Raw genomic sequence first — 16,579 nt, 5'->3', positions numbered from 1 at the left:
AAAGTAAAACCAAAATTTAACACATTGCGCATTACCCACCTCTATAGAAGTAATGATGTATAGCCCAAAGACCATTTAGCGCCCCAAGGAGTCGAGAAGTACCATGAAAGTCAGCCAGATAATTTTAGCCATCATCGCCTGGGGACTTGCTACTCCAGCCTTTGCAGCCGATGCAGGATTAGACCTCACCCAGTCAGGTGTTGGCTATGCAGCATTAATCATCTTTTTTCTGGCTTATTGCTTAGTCATGGGAGAAGAGTACTTACAGTTACGTAAATCTAAACCTGTATTACTCGCCGCGGGAATCATCTGGCTAATGATAGGCTTTGCCTATCAACAGCAAGGGCAAATTGAGGTAGCAAAGCAAGCGTTGGAGCACAACTTACTCGAGTATTCTGAATTATTGTTATTCTTACTCGTCGCTATGACCTATATCAGCGCTATGGAGGAAAGACGCCTATTTGACAGCCTGCAGGCGTGGATGGTCAGTAAAGGCTTTAACTTTAGAACTCTATTTTGGCTAACGGGCTTCCTGTCTTTTGTTATTTCACCAATTGCTGACAACCTCACTACCGCGCTGCTAATGTGCGCTGTAGTAATGAAGGTTGGCGGTGATAACTTAAAGTTCATCAATATTGCCTGTATTAATATTGTCGTTGCAGCCAATGCTGGCGGCGCCTTTAGTCCTTTTGGTGACATCACTACCTTGATGGTATGGCAAGCAGGTTTAGTCAGTTTTATCGAGTTTAGCGATCTGCTTATCCCATCTATGGTTAACTATATTATTCCTGCTGTCATCATGTCGTTTTTTGTACCAAAAACTAAGCCAAACTGTGCCAATGAAAAGGTCGAACTAAAACGTGGCGCTAAGCGCATTATGGCTTTGTTCATCTTCACCATTGCGACTGCTGTTAGCTTCCACGCATTAGTACACTTCCCACCGGTTATCGGCATGATGATGGGCTTAGGCTACTTGCAGTTCTTTGGCTTTTACCTACGCAAAACTCTGCCACGTTCACTAGAAAGAAAGAAAGCGGTAGCTATGGCTAATAAAGATGAAGCAGCCCTAAAACGTTTAGGCTCTGTTGTGCCATTTGACGTATTTAAACGTGTATCACACGCAGAGTGGGACACCTTACTGTTTTTCTACGGCGTAGTAATGTGTGTTGGTGGCCTAAGTTTATTGGGTTACTTAGGCATGGTATCTGATGTGATGTACAACCAATGGGACCCTGTTTGGGCTAACGTCATGGTCGGCATTCTCTCAGCAATTGTCGATAATATTCCTGTGATGTTTGCGGTACTCACCATGCAACCAGAGCTCAGCTTAGGCAACTGGTTATTGGTAACCTTAACCGCTGGCGTTGGCGGCAGCATGCTATCTATCGGCTCTGCGGCAGGTGTGGCACTTATGGGCGCCGCCCACGGTAAGTACACCTTCTTTGGTCACCTCAAGTGGATGCCGGTTATCGCTCTAGGTTATGCGGCAAGTATTGCTTGCCACCTATGGTTAAACGGTGATTTGTTCTAATCATCGACTTTGGAAACAAACAAAAAAGCTCGGCCTAAGCCGAGCTTTTATCAGCCCTTCTCATTCGTAAATATCCCTCTCACTCAAAGCTTTAAACTCATACAACCAACTAGCTCGATATCGCTTTACTGTGGCATATCTTTAGCATGCATTTGTAAATATTTCAGTAAGGTCCGCTCTTCTGTCGGTGTGAGTGAGTTATAAACCTTCATCGACTTTAATGTGTCTATCCACTGATTTGCAGATAAAAATTCTGGAGCAGTTACAGCATGACAAGCACTACATGTTTCGTTATACATACCTTTCGCATATTGCCAAATAGACTCCATATTCGGCTGTAGATAGCTCTGTGTGATCCAAGCTGTTATTTCAACTTGTTGCCATTGCATCCCTGTAAGCGGATCGACCTTTTCCTGAATAAGCTTCTCCGTTGCTTTAGCGGACTCTTTCAACTTAGCAACATTGATAAACTTGCCAAGCTCTTGGTTAATAATGCCACTTTGGGCAGACTTTTCATGCCAGCCAACAAGTTTAACCTGCAGCATGTTATTTTTAGTTGCTAGCACTGTTACACCAGATGCAGGCAAGAGTATTCCTTCAATGGAGCTATGCTCATTCGCGTCACTATAGAGCTTTTTCTCAGTTAATGTGTAAAGTGTGGTGGCTGACGGCGCGATAGCCGAATTGGCTTTTAACTGTGTAAACACTTCATGAAACTTCTCACTCACAATAGGCAATTGATGCGCGATACCTTTATGGCATTCAATACAGTTCATGTTTTTCGCTGCTGCGCCTGTCATAGCTGCAGCTGCAGCAGGTGATTGCTTAGCATGATCCATGGCATCATAAGTGTGACAACTTTTACAGGGCGCAGAGTTAGTGTCTGCCATCATTTTCCAAACATCTTCTGCCATCTTTTGCCTGTGCTGCTCAAACTTTAACGGCGTATCGATATCACCAGAAATATACTCGCTATAGATATCACCTAATCCGCCAATCTTAGCTTTAAGAAAGTCTATCGGATTATCTTCCGGAATATGGCAATCACGACACTCAGCTCTAACTCCTGCCGCATTTTTAAAATGAATACTATTTTTATATTCGTTGTAATTCTCATCCATTGAGTGACAGGAAACACAAAACTCAGTCGAAGAGCTATATTCAATCGACTCATGAAATACAAATACACTAACAAGAGTCATTACAACAGCAACCAGTGCAATAGTAAAAACAGAGTACTTCGTACTAGGTTTTGTAAAAAAATGCCAAGCTCTCTTCATATTGAAATTCCATTGTTAATCCGTGTCAGCTTTTTATCTTGAACTACAATAATGATAGTTAAAGTTTAAAAAACAGACACAAGAATCCCCGGTTAGCTGACTAATGCCTTATTCGCACAGTCATGATTTAAGAGAGACTAAAGCGGGTTTGTATGCACTTGAATTGGGAATAGAACATGGCACTATCAAGACGTAACTTTTTAAAAGCATCATTAGCTTCAGCTTTCGCAGCCCAAGGGCTGACTTTATTCCCCGCGAGCAAAGTCTTTGCTGATGATACTCAAGTTATTCATCATGCCTCTCATTATGGCCCATTCAAAGCCATTGTTAAAAATGGCAAACTCATTGGAATTCAACCCATCAATGATATTGATGAATTTCCTACAGAGATGCTAACTAAAGGTATTTTAGGCCGAACCTATAGCGACACTCGTGTTATGTATCCTATGGTGCGTAAATCCTTTTATGACAATCCATTAGGCGACCACAAACCACACCTGCGTGGTAAAGAGCCTTTTGTACGAGTTGATTGGAAAACAGCTATTGCACTCACCTCATACGCCATCGCAAAAACTATTCAAGAACACGGTAATGAAGCTATTTTTAGCTCTTCATACGGAGGATGGTCACATTCAGGGCTAATGAGGCCACAAACTTTACAAGGACGATTCTTTAATCTTATCGGGGGACAAAGCAGCTGCAGCGGGGATTATTCAGCTGGTGCATCAGAAGTGATTTTACCCCACATAATTGGCGACTTAGAAGTTTACTCACCTCAGACGGCTTGGGAGGTTATCGAGCATAATACTCAAGTCTTTATCTTTGTCGGTTGCGACCCTTTTAAGACCAATCGTATTGAGTTTACCGTTGCAGATCATCAAATGCATCAGCATTGGCTAGCCTTTGCTAAAAAGGGCATCAAGTTTATCTCTATCAACCCGCAGAAAACCTATTCAGATGCTCAACTCGGTAGCGATGTGATCCATATACGCCCCGGCACAGATACAGCCCTATTTACGGCCATGTCCTATCACTTATATAGCAGCAACCAACATGATCAAGCCTACATAGATAAATACACAGTAGGCTTTGATAAATACCTTGCCTACTTAGACGGTAGTGAAGACGGCATAAAGAAAACTCCGGAGTGGGCTGCAGCTATTACAGGGTTAACCAGTAAACAAATTATTGAACTGGCCGAACTGATGGTAACCAAGCGTACTCAAATTGCTGCGGGCTGGTCATTGCAGCGAGCCGACCATGGCGAGATGATCCACTGGGCAATCATTAACTTCACAGCCATGGCGGGTAAAATTGGTAAACCTGGAGTGGGGTGCGGCTTCAGCTGGCATTATGGCTGTGGCGGGATGCCTCAATCTGGTATGCGCATGCCTATCGGGTTATCACAAGGCCGAAATCCGGTCTCCAAGACGGTTCCCGTGGTGTTAATTTCAGAAATGCTCAATAACCCTGGTAAAGCCTTTAGCCGTGACGGCAGCCCAAAAACTTTCCCCGATACTAAGTTAATTTATAATTCTGGCAATAACTTAATGTCCCATCAACAGAACACCAATGAATTAATTAAAGCCTTAGAAAAAGTCGATACAGTAATTTGCCAAGATCCATGGTGGTGCGCCTCTTCTCGCTATGCCGATATCGTACTCCCCTCAACCACAACGCTTGAGCGTAACGACATAAGTTCTGGTGGCACCTATAGCAATAATAAAATTTACGCGATGAAGCAGGTGATTGAACCTGTGGGCGAAAGCTTAGATGACTATGAAATTTTCTCACGACTTGCATTTATGTTTAATGTGCATGACCAGTACACTGGCGGCAAAACCATGATGGAGCATTTGCGTCACTCCTATGAAAACTCCGACGGCCCCGATGACTTTGATACCTTCTGGAATAACGGCATCAGCCATTTAGCTACGCCAAAAACGGCGGATGCTTATGTTCGGCATGCTGAATTCTATCAAGACCCTAACAAGCACCCTCTACACACACCTTCTGGCAAAATTGAACTGTATAGCTCAACGATTGACGCCTTTAACATCGCAGATTGTCCCGGCATGCCGAAATGGATGGCTCCCTTTGAGTGGCTAGGCAATGCAAAAGATGGACAAGTTCAAGTGCTCAGCCCACACCCTTGGATGCGACTTCATTCACAAATGGCTAATACGGAAGTCAATTCTAATGAGTCATTAACAGGTCGACAAATCGCCATGCTCAATGCTGCAGACGCAAAAGAAAGGCGCATTAAAGAGGGCGATATTATCGAGGTATATAATGATCGCGGTACCACTCTGTGTGGAGCAAAAATCATCGCCGATTGCATGCCTGGAGTGATTTACATTCATGAAGGAGCTTGGTTACAGCTTGATGATAAAGGCCGCTGTAACTCAGGCTCCATCAATATGCTCACCTCAAGCAAGCCTTGTAGTGGCCTTAGTCAAGCGACAAGTGCTAATACTTGCTTAGCGTATTTCAAAAAATGTACCGACCCATTATCAGAAAATCTTGCTTATACTCCCCCAAAAATAATAACCGCCCAAAATCCAATTGATGTATGGAGCCTCCAGCTTGGCACACGCCTTAAAGCGGTTAGCGGTAATAAAAAAGGTACCCAGTCAAAAGGTGAAACACTCTTCTATGGTAGCTGTAGCTTATGTCATGCCTCACCACACCCAGATGAGTACACCATTAATCAATGGAAAGGGATCACCAAAAGTATGTTTCCACGCTCAGGACTCAATGCAGCCGATCAAAAACTGGTGCTGGAGTTTTTAAATAAACACGCTAAGAAGTAGCAATTGCCATCCCATTAAACAAAAAAGCTCGGCCTAAGCCGAGCTTTTATTATTAGCTCTCAGTATTAAAACTGTAGATAAAGATTAGCGGGTTAGATAACACTGAATAAACTGGGTTATTGCCACCATATCGGCAACCGCAATAAACTCATCAGTGGTATGAACTTTAGCCATACCGGTAGATAAGTTCACCGTTTTTAAGCCATTAGCGTTAAAGATATTGGCATCAGATCCGCCCCCCGTAGGCTTAGTCACGGCATCAATACCTATTGCGGCAAAAGTGTCTTTGATTGCTAACACATGCGCGTCATCATCTGCGATATGGTAGGCGTTGTAAGAGCGAGTCGACTCGATTTCGATACTGGCGCCATGCTTAGCGGCTGCAGCTTCAAAGGTCGACACCATATGATTAACTTGCTTTGCTAACTTGTCGTCGTTAAGTGAGCGAGCTTCGGCTTCTAAGTAGAGCTCTGGCATCACAATATTCGTTGCTTGACCACCCGTTACCACACCAATGTTCGCGGTAGTTTCATCATCAATGCGGCTAAGTTGCATATTGCTGATAGCATCCGCGGCAACCGTTAATGCGCTGATCCCTGCTTCTGGCTCAAGTCCTGCGTGAGCAGGTTTGCCTTTAATGGTTACCTTTAGGCTTTGCTGACCAGGTGCAGTGGTAATGATAGTGCCAATAGGCCCACCAGAATCAAGTACGATTGCTTGTTTAGACTCTATCTTACTTATGTCGAAATTTTTAGCGCCATGCATACCGCGCTCTTCATAAACAGTAAACGCCACTTCAAGGGTTTTGTGGGCTTGGCCGCTCTCTTGAATACTGCGCACCGCTTCCATTACCGCAGCAATACCAGATTTATCATCACCACCTAAAATGGTATCGCCTTTTGAGCGGATAATACCGTCTTCAATAATTGGCTCAATATTATTACCAGGAGTAACCGTATCCATATGGCTACTAAAAGCAATACTACCCGGTAATGATCCTGCTAATTTGCCATAAATATTAAAACCATTGGTAATATCACCCGGTACTTCCAGCTTAGTGATCTCAAAACCTAGCTGACCTAGCTGCTCAGTAAGCGTCTCTGCAACGGCTTTTTCATTACCAGATTCACTGTCAATTTTGACCAGTGAGATAAACTGTTCAACGAGTCTTTGTTGATTGATATTTGTCATCTGTGTGCGACTTTTGTTATGCAAAATAGGTGGTCATCATAAACCTAAGCCCTAGGCGGGATCGCGGGGCTATATCAAAGAAACGCAACAAATCGCAGCAAAATCGAAACCTAAAAGCACCTTAGATAGCTTATATATTGATTTATCATTGTTCTGCATAGAGAATAACGACTAGTTAAGCGGTTTATTCAATGATATAGATTTAGGAGATTCAATTCGATGATGACAAAGTGGGCAACACGTTTTTTACAGATGGCTGAGCTCGTTGCATCTTGGAGTAAAGATCCATCAACTCAGGTAGGTGCGGTGATCACCGAAAACAATCGTATCGTTTCCCTTGGGTTCAATGGTTACCCTCACGGCGTGTCTGATAGTGCCGAAACCGATAACCGCGAAATGAAGCTACTCAAAACTCTACACGCTGAAGAAAACGCAATTCTTTATGCTAAGCGTGATTTAAGCAGTTGCGAGATCTGGGTAACCCACTTCCCTTGCCCTAACTGCGCCGCAAAAATCATCCAAACTGGTTTAAGCACTGTTCATAGCCCAATGCCAAGCGCAGATTTTCAATCGCGCTGGGGTGATAAAATTAAGATCAGCGAAGATATGTTTAACCAAGCAGGCGTTAAAATTGATTGGATGCAGGCTTAGTCATTTAGCAATACAGTAAGATAACTTACAAGATTGTAACTGGGTGGCTAAATAGTCATTTGGCCACCCACAATATCAAGATTTACTGAGCAATGCTCAACGCATCAAAAGGTTGACCAGGTGGATTCGAATACATGGTGCGCAATACTCTTTCAGCATTATTGTTAAATGCTGCGCCATCACCAAATCCATCAAAGTGATTACTCATACCAAGCGCGTGCGCTAACTCGTGAAGAGTTACCTCATTACTGGCAACATTTGTACAACTTGTTTCAGGTGTAGCGCTGCCACTGTCTAGGTTAATCCAGCTAAACGTGTTCCCTACAGGTTGATTGATACCATAATCTAAACCCACACTGTGATTGACAATGCTGTTCATCATTGGACCAGTCGATACTGTACCTGAACTGCACTCATCTAAAGCTGTGCCTTGACTCCAGATAAAGCCCCATTTAGTCTCAACACTAGAATAATCAATATTGTAGATATTGCTAATATCTAGATTGATCACGCCTTTTCTATCAAATAGCTTATAACCGACTAATTCCTCTGCCTTATTCATTGCATAAGTAAAACGTGGGTCTTCGCTATTTAGAAAATATACCGGAATAAGTTCACCTTCACGCCAGCGAGTTAAATTTGGATTTTCGTCTGGCTCACTGCCATCTTCAAAACAATACAAGCTATTACAAGTAGCCCATGTCAGATCCATCTGTCCCCAAGCATTAGAAACATTTTGAGAACATAAACCGCCTTCAGCTAAATTTGTACACTTAACGGTTTCAGCAATGATTGAATCCGATAAAGGGGAGTCGCTGTCACTACCGCCACAACCAACTAAAACAGCACTACCGAAAATCAATGGGAGTAAAGATTTCATGAAGTCAAAATTCCTAAACTTATCAAAAGACACTTCAATGCCCACCTAAAAACAATAATTAGGTGTAAGCTACTAAATTAAAGAAAGAAAACTTTGAAATTATATGATGTAAATCAATGAAACATTCTAACTAAATAAGATTAATTATAAGCTTGTCACATATTATTTATTAAGTTAGCACAAACCTGTTCAATAATTGATTTCTATATACTTATTTTCATATATTTAATTTAATAACGTTACAATTATTAATCAATTAATAGTATTGCCATAAGGCTGTCACTAAGTTTGGAGAAAGATAATGAGTGAGTACTTTTTTGCCGTTGAGAACATGAACATTCCTTTTTATGACTTTCCCGACGAGTTCTCCGGCACAGTACCGACCAATATGTTCACTCAGCCAGCACAACCTGTCCCCTTAGTCATAAAATTTACCGGTGATGATGTAAATCAACTGGCAGATATCTTTTTAGTACCAGGACTGAGTATTAAGCAGTCGTTATTCCAACAATTAGAATTTAACGATATCTATGCCACAAACTGGGTTCAAGTAAACTTGTTTGATCAAGGCCAGCACCTTTATCAGATGCTACAAGTTGAAAACGAGATAAAAGCTATCGATCGCGAGCAAAGTGAATTCGACTTTTATGATGAGTTCAATGGCGGTGAGTTTATTTCAGGAATGAACAAGCTAGTATTAAACCAAGACCTGTTACAGCAAATACCACTGCAACAACGACTTATTTTTCGTGATATCGGCTGGAAAGACCAACTGTTTTTCCATAAAAGTATTGTTGACGCAATTATGCAGCACCAACCAAAGGGGATAGAGTTTATTGCTGCTGATGGCTATAACGAATTTGGCTAACCCATCTGTCACCTGCTCTTTATTCTGCAACAAAAAAGCCCCGTTAATAACGGGGCTTACTGTTTTGGGACAAACGATTAATTAGAACTGCGCTTTAACCCAAACCATGCGGTGGTCTGAAGAAACATCTTTGCCATTACCATACTTACCGATACGCTTATCGTTAAATAGCATACGCCCGTCTTGGTAAGAAGCTTGCCAGTAAACACCTGAATCAACGATGTTTAGTGACGCTGAAGGAATAGCGTGGTCAGCGTTTATACCGCCATATGGATTATGGAATTCAGCAGTAATCCGATTCGGATATGGGTGAGCTGAATTACGATCAGCAGCATACTCCGCAGCGCCGTAACTAGTTGGGTACAAGTCACCGTTAGTCACGTTTTGGTTAACTACAGGGTCTGCATGCAATGCTGCCATCACTTCAGTAAAGCCGTCACCTGCGCCAGTAGCCGCATCAAGGTTTTGGTCGCCAACAATAACAAAGTGTGCACCGTCTTTTAGTGCGCCCTTGTTACCGGCGTCGTCATAAAAATCTTGAGCATTGGTTACATAGTTATGCCAGAACTCAACTTCAGCTGCATTTTGCAGCTTGTTCTTACCGGTATCAAATACTGGTGGTGTTGGGTGAGACATAAGAATGTGGATGGTTTCAGTACCGTCTTTCGTCGGCACTAAAATAGGTGCGTCAACATGGTTTTTAGAAGACAGTGTCATTTGCTGCCATTCTTCATCTGTATACCAGTTTTCACCGTCTAGTAGTGGGTTCTCAGCACCTTCAAGATCTTTCCATTTAAAGTTTTGGAAAGTACGAGTGTTCTTAGTATCGATTTCATACTTAGACATTAACGCGAATGCGTAGCGACCATGGTATTCACCATGACCCCAAGAGTCACCAGCATACGCAGGAGTGCCGATGTCTTCTTTAGTTGCGATATAGCCATCGTTGTTTAAGTCAAAACCACTAAGCAAACCTGTGTTAGTACCATAGCTTTCAGCAAATGGGTATTCGATTGGTTCTAGGTTAGCTTCACCACCCGCACCATCAAGACTTTGTGCAACTGAAAGGTAGTTTTCTTGGAAGCCTTTAAGTGCTGATAAATCTTCACCAGTACCATCGTTGTTGTATTCACCCATCATTAACACATCTGGGCGAGTCTTTTGGATAATAGCAGCCACGTTACGAATTTGAATCACTTTTTCAGCGGTTGCTTTATCAGCATCTTCCATCGCATCGCGATCTTCTAGGTAAGCTTCAACTAACGTAGTTTGCTCTGCAGAGGTCAGTGCCATTTCAGCAACTAAGTCTTCAAAGGTAAGGCGATCAAAAGAAAGGTTATAAGTGGCAATTTTTACTTCAGTATGGTCTACATACTTTACATCGTCATCATTACAACCGGTAAGAAGTGCAACACCTACAGCCAAAGCTGCAGCAGTTTTTAATAGTTTCATATATGACCCATCTTTAATTATTTATTATATGTAGCCCAATTAATTTGAGCTTAGGGCGGAGTCTATACAGGTGTATAAGAAAAGAAAGTACTGTCATGCCTTTTTGTGACCACCGACATAAATGGTTACATCTAAAAACCAGAACCAAACAAAATCAAACAGTTTGATAACAACTGGAAGGGTTAGATAGTGAGTCTACACTTTGGGTTATTTCGTGTTCACAAATGGTTAAGTTTCGGTACAGCATACTGCCGCTATATTGATTGTCAGATTAGGATGATTAAGCCGAGGTGATAGATGATGCAACTACCCCGAAAATTAGCGCAAAAAGCAAAATTACTCGCTACATTGACCTGTGGCTTAATGCTGTCATTTAATCCCGCCTTCGGCTCAAGCAATACCGCGGTTACCGCTAAACTGGTAAAGTCTAAAGCACAAGACAACTTATTAATTTGCCAATATCAAACCGTCTCAGCGAGTCATTTTCAGGTGTTTGATAAACTACTCGACAATGAGCATACCTGTCCAAGTAACCTATTAGTCGCCCCGGAGCCTATGGTTAGCCAAGCAGAAGCAGCTCAGCTCAAGCAGCTTTTCTCTCAGCAATACGAATCGCATCTACCTCACTAAAATAACCTTACTCCACTGGCTTACAGCCTTGATTTATAGCAATCAAGGCTCCATTGATATTCAATTTGTAATGCCATTTATTGCAGCATTATTCACTTTACAACTCTCTCAATAACGGCTTGAACCAACTAAAGCAATGGCTTGATTATTTATACTCTTGATTTATAAGTCATTCTGTTAGGTTATAGTATTTTCGTTAACTCTAATTTACACCTAAAAAAGCCAACATCAAATCTACTAGAATTATCCCACTTAAACAGTTGTTCCCACTAAAATAACCTGCCATCACTGAATCTTTACTCTAATCGTAGCTAAATGTTTACGCTATTTTTCGCATTCACAAAAAATAACCCTACAAAAGCTAAGTTATTGATATTTAGTTTGACTGCAGCAATTTCTCACGCTTAGTTATATGCAAGTAATGTGAATAATTAATTACTCACATTGCTTGTAAGACATGTAAATACACGGCTCCTGTTACGTGTTAAGTTGTCGCGTTTTCACAGCGAGCTTCACACAATGTGAAGGTACACAATGAAAACAATAAATAAACAAAAACTCCCGCTGGTATCAGCATTTACCCTCAGTCTTGTCGCTACAGCAGTGAGCGCTCAAGTGCAAACCTTGCCGGAACCAAGCGTTGACCAAAATCAGGCGCAGCGCTTTATTGTGCAGATGACAGATCGCAGTATCTTGAGCTTGCAGCAATCAAAGTTATCGCCAGCAGCGATTACTCAGGCAAAGGTTAATTTAATGCAAAACACAGCCGCTTCAATCAGTGCTGATGTTGTTCTATCACTGCCCGAGGTCAATTCAATGGCCGTTATGCTCGATACTGAGCAATATAAAAGTTTGTCTAATAACCCAAATGTTGCTTTGATTGAGGTTGACCCGAAACGATACTTAATGGCAGAGACATCTCCCTACGGTATTGGCATGGTGCAAGCTAATTTGGTCTCTGATAGCCAAACAGCTAATCGTAAAGTATGTATCACAGATACTGGTTACGATTTAGGTCACGTCGATTTACCAAGCTCAGGTGTGACTGGCGATGATGGTTACGGTAGCAATAACACCGGCAATTGGTATAACGATGGCAATGGTCACGGTACCCATGTGGCAGGCACCATCGCCGCAATTGGCGGCAATAATCAAGGTGTAGTTGGGGTCAATCCATCAGGATTGGTTGGCTTACATATCGTTAAAGTCTTCAACGACAGTGGCAGTTGGGCTTATGGCTCTGACTTAGTTGCTGCAGTTAATCAATGTGTAAATGCCGGAGCTGATATCATTAGTATGAGTTTAGGCGGTGGTGGCTCATCGTCAGCTGAGCGTCAAGCATTTGCCAACGCAGCAAATCAAGGTGTACTCAGTATCGCTGCCGCAGGTAACGACGGTAACAGCAAAATGTCATACCCGGCTTCCTATGACGAAGTTATGTCTGTCGCAGCTGTAGACAGTTCTGGCAATAAGGCCTCATTCTCTCAATATAACTCCCAAGTCGAAATTGCGGCACCTGGTGTTGATGTGAATTCAACATGGAATGATGGCGGCTATAAAGCTATCAGCGGCACCTCAATGGCCACACCACATGTAGCAGGTGTTGCAGCACTGGTGTGGAGCCATTTTCCTAGCTGCTCTCCAACAGAGATCCGCGCAGCACTCAATGCTACAGCTGAAGATCGCGGCAGTAGCGGCCGTGATACCTCCTACGGCTATGGTATTGTCAAAGCTAAAGCTGCTTACGATTACCTGCAAAACAGCAGTTGTGGCGGTGGTAGTGTTGAAGATAGCGCTCCAACAGCGAACTTTAATATTTCAGTCAATGGCAGTACTGTTAGCTTTACTGATGCTTCCACCGATGACAAAGGTATTAGCAGTTACTATTGGGATTTTGGCGATCAAACCAGCTCAACTCAAGCAAATCCAGTGCACACTTACAACAGCAATGGTGACTTTAATGTCAGCCTAACAGTGACTGACACGGCTAACCAAAGTAATACTCGTTCAACTAGCGTCACTATTGGTAGTAATGGTGGTAATGGCTGTGATGGCGTCAACGCTTGGGATGCAGCAACCGCTTACTCAATCGGCGATCTTGTTTCCTATAATTCAGGAAAATATGAAGCCACTTGGTGGTCAACTGGCGCTCGCCCTGATGTTTATACCAATGTGTGGGCAGACCGAGGCCAGTGTAGCGGAAGCGGCGAAACCCCAAATCAGCCACCAGTTGCTAGCTTTACTGCATCTGTTTCTGGTTTAACAGTAAGTTTCTCTAGTCAGGCCGCTGATGACAACGCTGTCGTGAAGCATGCATGGCAGTTTGGTGATGGTGCTACCTCTAATCAAACCAATCCAGTACACACGTTTAGTACTGCTGGAAACTACCAAGTCAGCTTAACCGTTGAAGATGCTCAAGGTCTAAGCCACACCCAAGTGCAAACAATTACAGTGAATGACGCGGTTCAAGGTTGTAGCGGCTTAAGTAATTGGTCAGCAGATACAGCTTATACGGCTGGAGCACAAGTGGCTTACAACAATGTGAAATACACAGCTAATTGGTGGACTCGAAACCAAAACCCTGAGCAAAACTCAGGACAATGGGCGGTGTGGAGTAACAACGGACGTTGTAACTAAATCTCTATCTCAACTCAAACATTGGCTATAACGCAATGCGCATAATAGCCAATAAAAGCTCAGACTGGTGCTACTAGTCTGAGCTTTTCTATCCTGCTAAGAAAAGGCTGTAGAAGACAATGCTAAATCAATTAAGTACCACATAACCACGATTAGTCATGCAGTTCTTGATCACCATATTTTGCTCATTCGTATAAGCCGCTTGATTATTGCGTCTCTCTCTACCTTTAGACAGTACGCCTACACCTAAACCAATTGCTGCGCCTTGTTTGGCACCATCAGTACCTGATCCTCCGGCTATCGCCTTACCTGCCGAGCCAATTGCCGCGCCTTTTGCTGCACTGCCTATGGCACTGCCTTCAGTTTGCTGTTTTTGTACTTGTGTTGATAACTCAGTACATTGGTGCAAATCATATACATAGTCTTTCTCGTCTACACCCGTCTTATCAACGATAATATTGGCAAATACACTCATTGGCGCGAACAATACACTTAACAGTAATAAATGACGTTTCATTAATTTTCCTCTCTGTGCAGACCATAAGCTTCAAAGTTAAGTTTAGCTAAAAGCTGCGTACCTAATGTCAAACTTGTTGCAGTAATAATAGCCAACCTAAGCTGTCTGTTAGATGAACAGAAATTAATTTAAGCAGAAATTGAAACCTTATTTTTATCGCGGTGACATTCCAAATATATCTCTAGCAAAAACATGCTTTATCTAACGAGTTCACCAAGTGTTTGAACGCCCTCTAGGCCCTGCATTTAAACACTACGCATTACACGTGAGTTATGCCCGAACTAAGCTTCTTAAAAACTGATAAGGCATAAAAAAGGCAGCATATTTGCTGCCTTTCACTCTGTTTAGCTTAGCTGTCGATTTACAGCGATAATCTCAATAGGTCATGCTCAGCGGCCACAGCGTTAGCCACGGCAAGCAACCTAGTTTTAATTTCCCGTTCTATACCTGTGCCACTTTTAAGTAAATCATCAACTGCAATATAGGCTTCGGTGTGCAAAGTCTTTGCTTCAAACAGATAAGCATAACCACCAGCAACAACCCAACTTGAGCTATCCGTCTCTTTCATTTGCTGAGCCATGGCATCAGTTAAACTGCGGACTAAACTAAAATTAAATTGCAAAACATGTGCTTCATTGCTGTACCAATCAGCTTTTAATGCCTGAAAGTTGAGCCACATTTCAAGCTCAGCAAGTAACGGCTTCAAAGAGTCTGAAAAGTTACCCGCTGCGCTAATTGTCATTGGAAATTGCTGCATGGGATGCTTATCCTTGGTTATCTATAACCATATAAAGTTGAACACTCACCACGATAAAGTAGAAGTTAATCTTGGCAAAAAATATACCTCAGTTGCTGCCAGTCACTATTATCGCCATGCAGTGCCTTGCTCGGAATACTGAATATACAGCTACCATAATCGCAATAAAGATAACTTAAAATGGCAATATGCTCCGCAGGTAAGTAGGGTTGTTCAATACAGGAGCCATCTTGGTTAAACACAAGCTGAGTCCGCTCCGATACCTGTGGCATTAAGCCACTATCATAATCACAATCGGTATAAAGCTCAGGATCAATTACAGTCCCGATATTCTCTAGCGCTAACGCTATTTGCTCAGGATCATCAGGCAGCTGTTTATATGGCCGCCAACATAATGGATAAGCTCCCGCTTTACGACATTCAATACCAAAGTTTGATGGGGCAAACATATCACCTATCATCACTTTATCAGTCGCTTCTTGCCAATCAAGAGCTTGTAATTCAGCGTCGCTCCAGTATATCGCTTGGCACTGTCCTTGCGGCTCTTCGCCATCTTCAGGCTGCGGCATATAAACCTGTAACAAGCCTGCTGTTGGTAAGCGATGATTAAGTAAATCAGGCTCGGTATTATTCAACTCTGAAAAGTTGATTTGGCAAACAAACTTCAAGCTAGGATCTGACTGAATAAGCTCAAGTTGTTTTAAGTTAGCGCTGTCAATGTCAGGCGTAGCGCTTGGTAACCAAGGCGCACCTGTTATTCGACTTTGAAACGGATTGTCATACTCTGCCGCGAGCATATGAAAACCAACATTTAGCTCATTAAATTGCGCTTCTAACAAAGCAAGCTGTTGTAGCTCTTGTTGTTTGTCGGCAAATGCCTGCTGATAATATTGGCAATTCGATTGGAATGGATTAGTGAGTTCTGCGGCTTCAAGTTTTGCCAATAGCATTAAATAAGGCTCTGCTAAACGTTGTTTTTCAGCAAGTTCACTCATATCACACCAAACTGATGGCATTAGTTCATCTAATTTGTCCATCATATTGTTGGCTTTAGTGAGCTGAAAACACCCTGCAGGTAAATCGAGATCATAAGGGTAAAGGTAAGCTTCTTTATTCACCGTAAACTGCGGCAAATTTAACAGCCATGCCACAGCTGCCGTACTTGGAAACGGCTTAGCCAAAATATACCCTAATGCTGTGCGCCCATTAGCATCTAGCTCATGCAGATCTTGCCCTTTATCAAGCAAGTGCTGCAATGCCGGCTGATACTCAGCAAAATGCTGATCTGACTTTATTTTTTTGAACAGCCAAAACCACTCTTTTAACATACCAATCCTTGAACTGCCGTTAATTGTGCTAGCCTAAATGAAGC

General features: G+C 42.5%; 13 protein-coding genes. 6 read left to right on the top strand and 7 right to left on the bottom strand.

Translation table 11 applies throughout. The features are described from left to right. The first annotated feature begins 103 nt into the window (after positions 1-103). Positions 104-1,531, top strand: coding sequence for a sodium:proton antiporter NhaD (gene nhaD / locus L884_RS0104010; protein ID WP_028766283.1), 1,428 nt, complete (start codon positions 104-106; stop codon positions 1,529-1,531). A 125-nt stretch (positions 1,532-1,656) separates the two neighbouring features. Here the strand turns inward: nhaD and L884_RS0104005 are convergent, their stop codons facing one another. Next, positions 1,657-2,811 (bottom strand): NapC/NirT family cytochrome c, encoded by a 1,155-nt coding sequence (locus L884_RS0104005; RefSeq protein WP_028766282.1) that lies wholly within the window; start codon positions 2,809-2,811, stop codon positions 1,657-1,659. A 176-nt stretch (positions 2,812-2,987) separates the two neighbouring features. Here L884_RS0104005 and L884_RS0104000 point away from each other — a divergent pair, with 176 nt between their 5' ends. Then, complete coding sequence (locus tag L884_RS0104000) at positions 2,988-5,624, top strand: molybdopterin-dependent oxidoreductase (protein ID WP_028766281.1); 2,637 nt, start codon at positions 2,988-2,990, stop codon at positions 5,622-5,624. Positions 5,625-5,708: 84 nt separating this feature from the next. On the opposite strand, the gene L884_RS0103995 is transcribed toward L884_RS0104000, so the two are convergent. Next, entirely contained in the window at positions 5,709-6,815 is a 1,107-nt protein-coding gene (locus tag L884_RS0103995) for a M20/M25/M40 family metallo-hydrolase (protein WP_028766280.1), read from the bottom strand. Positions 6,816-7,034: 219 nt separating this feature from the next. Here L884_RS0103995 and L884_RS0103990 point away from each other — a divergent pair, with 219 nt between their 5' ends. Next, on the top strand, positions 7,035-7,466 hold the full coding sequence (locus L884_RS0103990; RefSeq protein WP_028766279.1) for a dCMP deaminase family protein: 432 nt from the start codon (positions 7,035-7,037) through the stop codon (positions 7,464-7,466). Between the two features lie 82 nt (positions 7,467-7,548). On the opposite strand, the gene L884_RS0103985 is transcribed toward L884_RS0103990, so the two are convergent. Beyond that, positions 7,549-8,346 carry a hypothetical protein gene (locus tag L884_RS0103985; RefSeq protein ID WP_028766278.1) on the bottom strand — a complete coding sequence of 266 codons (798 nt, stop codon included), beginning with the start codon at positions 8,344-8,346 and terminating at the stop codon, positions 7,549-7,551. 301 nt (positions 8,347-8,647) lie between these two features. On the opposite strand from L884_RS0103985, the gene L884_RS0103980 reads away from it, so the two are divergent. Then, complete coding sequence (locus L884_RS0103980) at positions 8,648-9,214, top strand: imm11 family protein (protein ID WP_028766277.1); 567 nt, start codon at positions 8,648-8,650, stop codon at positions 9,212-9,214. A gap of 81 nt (positions 9,215-9,295) precedes the next feature. On the opposite strand, the gene L884_RS0103975 is transcribed toward L884_RS0103980, so the two are convergent. Beyond that, positions 9,296-10,666 (bottom strand): endonuclease/exonuclease/phosphatase family protein, encoded by a 1,371-nt coding sequence (locus L884_RS0103975; RefSeq protein WP_028766276.1) that lies wholly within the window; start codon positions 10,664-10,666, stop codon positions 9,296-9,298. A gap of 297 nt (positions 10,667-10,963) precedes the next feature. On the opposite strand from L884_RS0103975, the gene L884_RS0103970 reads away from it, so the two are divergent. After that, the gene (locus tag L884_RS0103970) at positions 10,964-11,296 is read left to right on the top strand and encodes a hypothetical protein (protein WP_028766275.1); all 333 of its coding nucleotides are present in this window, start codon (positions 10,964-10,966) and stop codon (positions 11,294-11,296) included. Positions 11,297-11,830: 534 nt separating this feature from the next. Then, the gene (locus L884_RS0103965) at positions 11,831-13,933 is read left to right on the top strand and encodes a S8 family serine peptidase (protein ID WP_028766274.1); all 2,103 of its coding nucleotides are present in this window, start codon (positions 11,831-11,833) and stop codon (positions 13,931-13,933) included. Positions 13,934-14,060: 127 nt separating this feature from the next. Here L884_RS0103965 and L884_RS0103960 read toward each other — a convergent pair whose 3' ends face one another. The 3 genes from L884_RS0103960 to L884_RS0103950 form a co-directional block, all read right to left on the bottom strand. Then, on the bottom strand, positions 14,061-14,450 hold the full coding sequence (locus tag L884_RS0103960) for a glycine zipper family protein (protein ID WP_028766273.1): 390 nt from the start codon (positions 14,448-14,450) through the stop codon (positions 14,061-14,063). 361 nt (positions 14,451-14,811) lie between these two features. Then, the gene (locus L884_RS0103955; protein WP_028766272.1) at positions 14,812-15,207 is read right to left on the bottom strand and encodes a hypothetical protein; all 396 of its coding nucleotides are present in this window, start codon (positions 15,205-15,207) and stop codon (positions 14,812-14,814) included. A gap of 65 nt (positions 15,208-15,272) precedes the next feature. Further along, positions 15,273-16,535 (bottom strand): DUF1963 domain-containing protein, encoded by a 1,263-nt coding sequence (locus L884_RS0103950; RefSeq protein WP_028766271.1) that lies wholly within the window; start codon positions 16,533-16,535, stop codon positions 15,273-15,275. Between the last annotated feature and the right edge of the window lie 44 nt (positions 16,536-16,579).

The sequence above is a fragment of the Shewanella fidelis ATCC BAA-318 genome, assembly GCF_000518605.1.
Lineage (GTDB): Bacteria > Pseudomonadota > Gammaproteobacteria > Enterobacterales > Shewanellaceae > Shewanella > Shewanella fidelis.
Note: the sequence above shows the minus strand (reverse complement) of the source record. Positions and strands in the feature narration are given on the sequence as shown.

Coding starts and splice junctions, on each gene's coding strand:
- L884_RS0103975 (WP_028766276.1), bottom strand. CDS start 10,666: ATGAAACTATTAAAAACTGCTGCAGCTTTGGCTGTAGGTGTTGCACTT.
- L884_RS0104000 (WP_028766281.1), top strand. CDS start 2,988: ATGGCACTATCAAGACGTAACTTTTTAAAAGCATCATTAGCTTCAGCT.
- L884_RS0103965 (WP_028766274.1), top strand. CDS start 11,831: ATGAAAACAATAAATAAACAAAAACTCCCGCTGGTATCAGCATTTACC.
- L884_RS0103980 (WP_028766277.1), top strand. CDS start 8,648: ATGAGTGAGTACTTTTTTGCCGTTGAGAACATGAACATTCCTTTTTAT.
- L884_RS0104005 (WP_028766282.1), bottom strand. CDS start 2,811: ATGAAGAGAGCTTGGCATTTTTTTACAAAACCTAGTACGAAGTACTCT.
- nhaD (WP_028766283.1), top strand. CDS start 104: ATGAAAGTCAGCCAGATAATTTTAGCCATCATCGCCTGGGGACTTGCT.
- L884_RS0103990 (WP_028766279.1), top strand. CDS start 7,035: ATGATGACAAAGTGGGCAACACGTTTTTTACAGATGGCTGAGCTCGTT.
- L884_RS0103970 (WP_028766275.1), top strand. CDS start 10,964: ATGATGCAACTACCCCGAAAATTAGCGCAAAAAGCAAAATTACTCGCT.
- L884_RS0103955 (WP_028766272.1), bottom strand. CDS start 15,207: ATGCAGCAATTTCCAATGACAATTAGCGCAGCGGGTAACTTTTCAGAC.
- L884_RS0103985 (WP_028766278.1), bottom strand. CDS start 8,346: ATGAAATCTTTACTCCCATTGATTTTCGGTAGTGCTGTTTTAGTTGGT.
- L884_RS0103960 (WP_028766273.1), bottom strand. CDS start 14,450: ATGAAACGTCATTTATTACTGTTAAGTGTATTGTTCGCGCCAATGAGT.
- L884_RS0103995 (WP_028766280.1), bottom strand. CDS start 6,815: ATGACAAATATCAATCAACAAAGACTCGTTGAACAGTTTATCTCACTG.
- L884_RS0103950 (WP_028766271.1), bottom strand. CDS start 16,535: ATGTTAAAAGAGTGGTTTTGGCTGTTCAAAAAAATAAAGTCAGATCAG.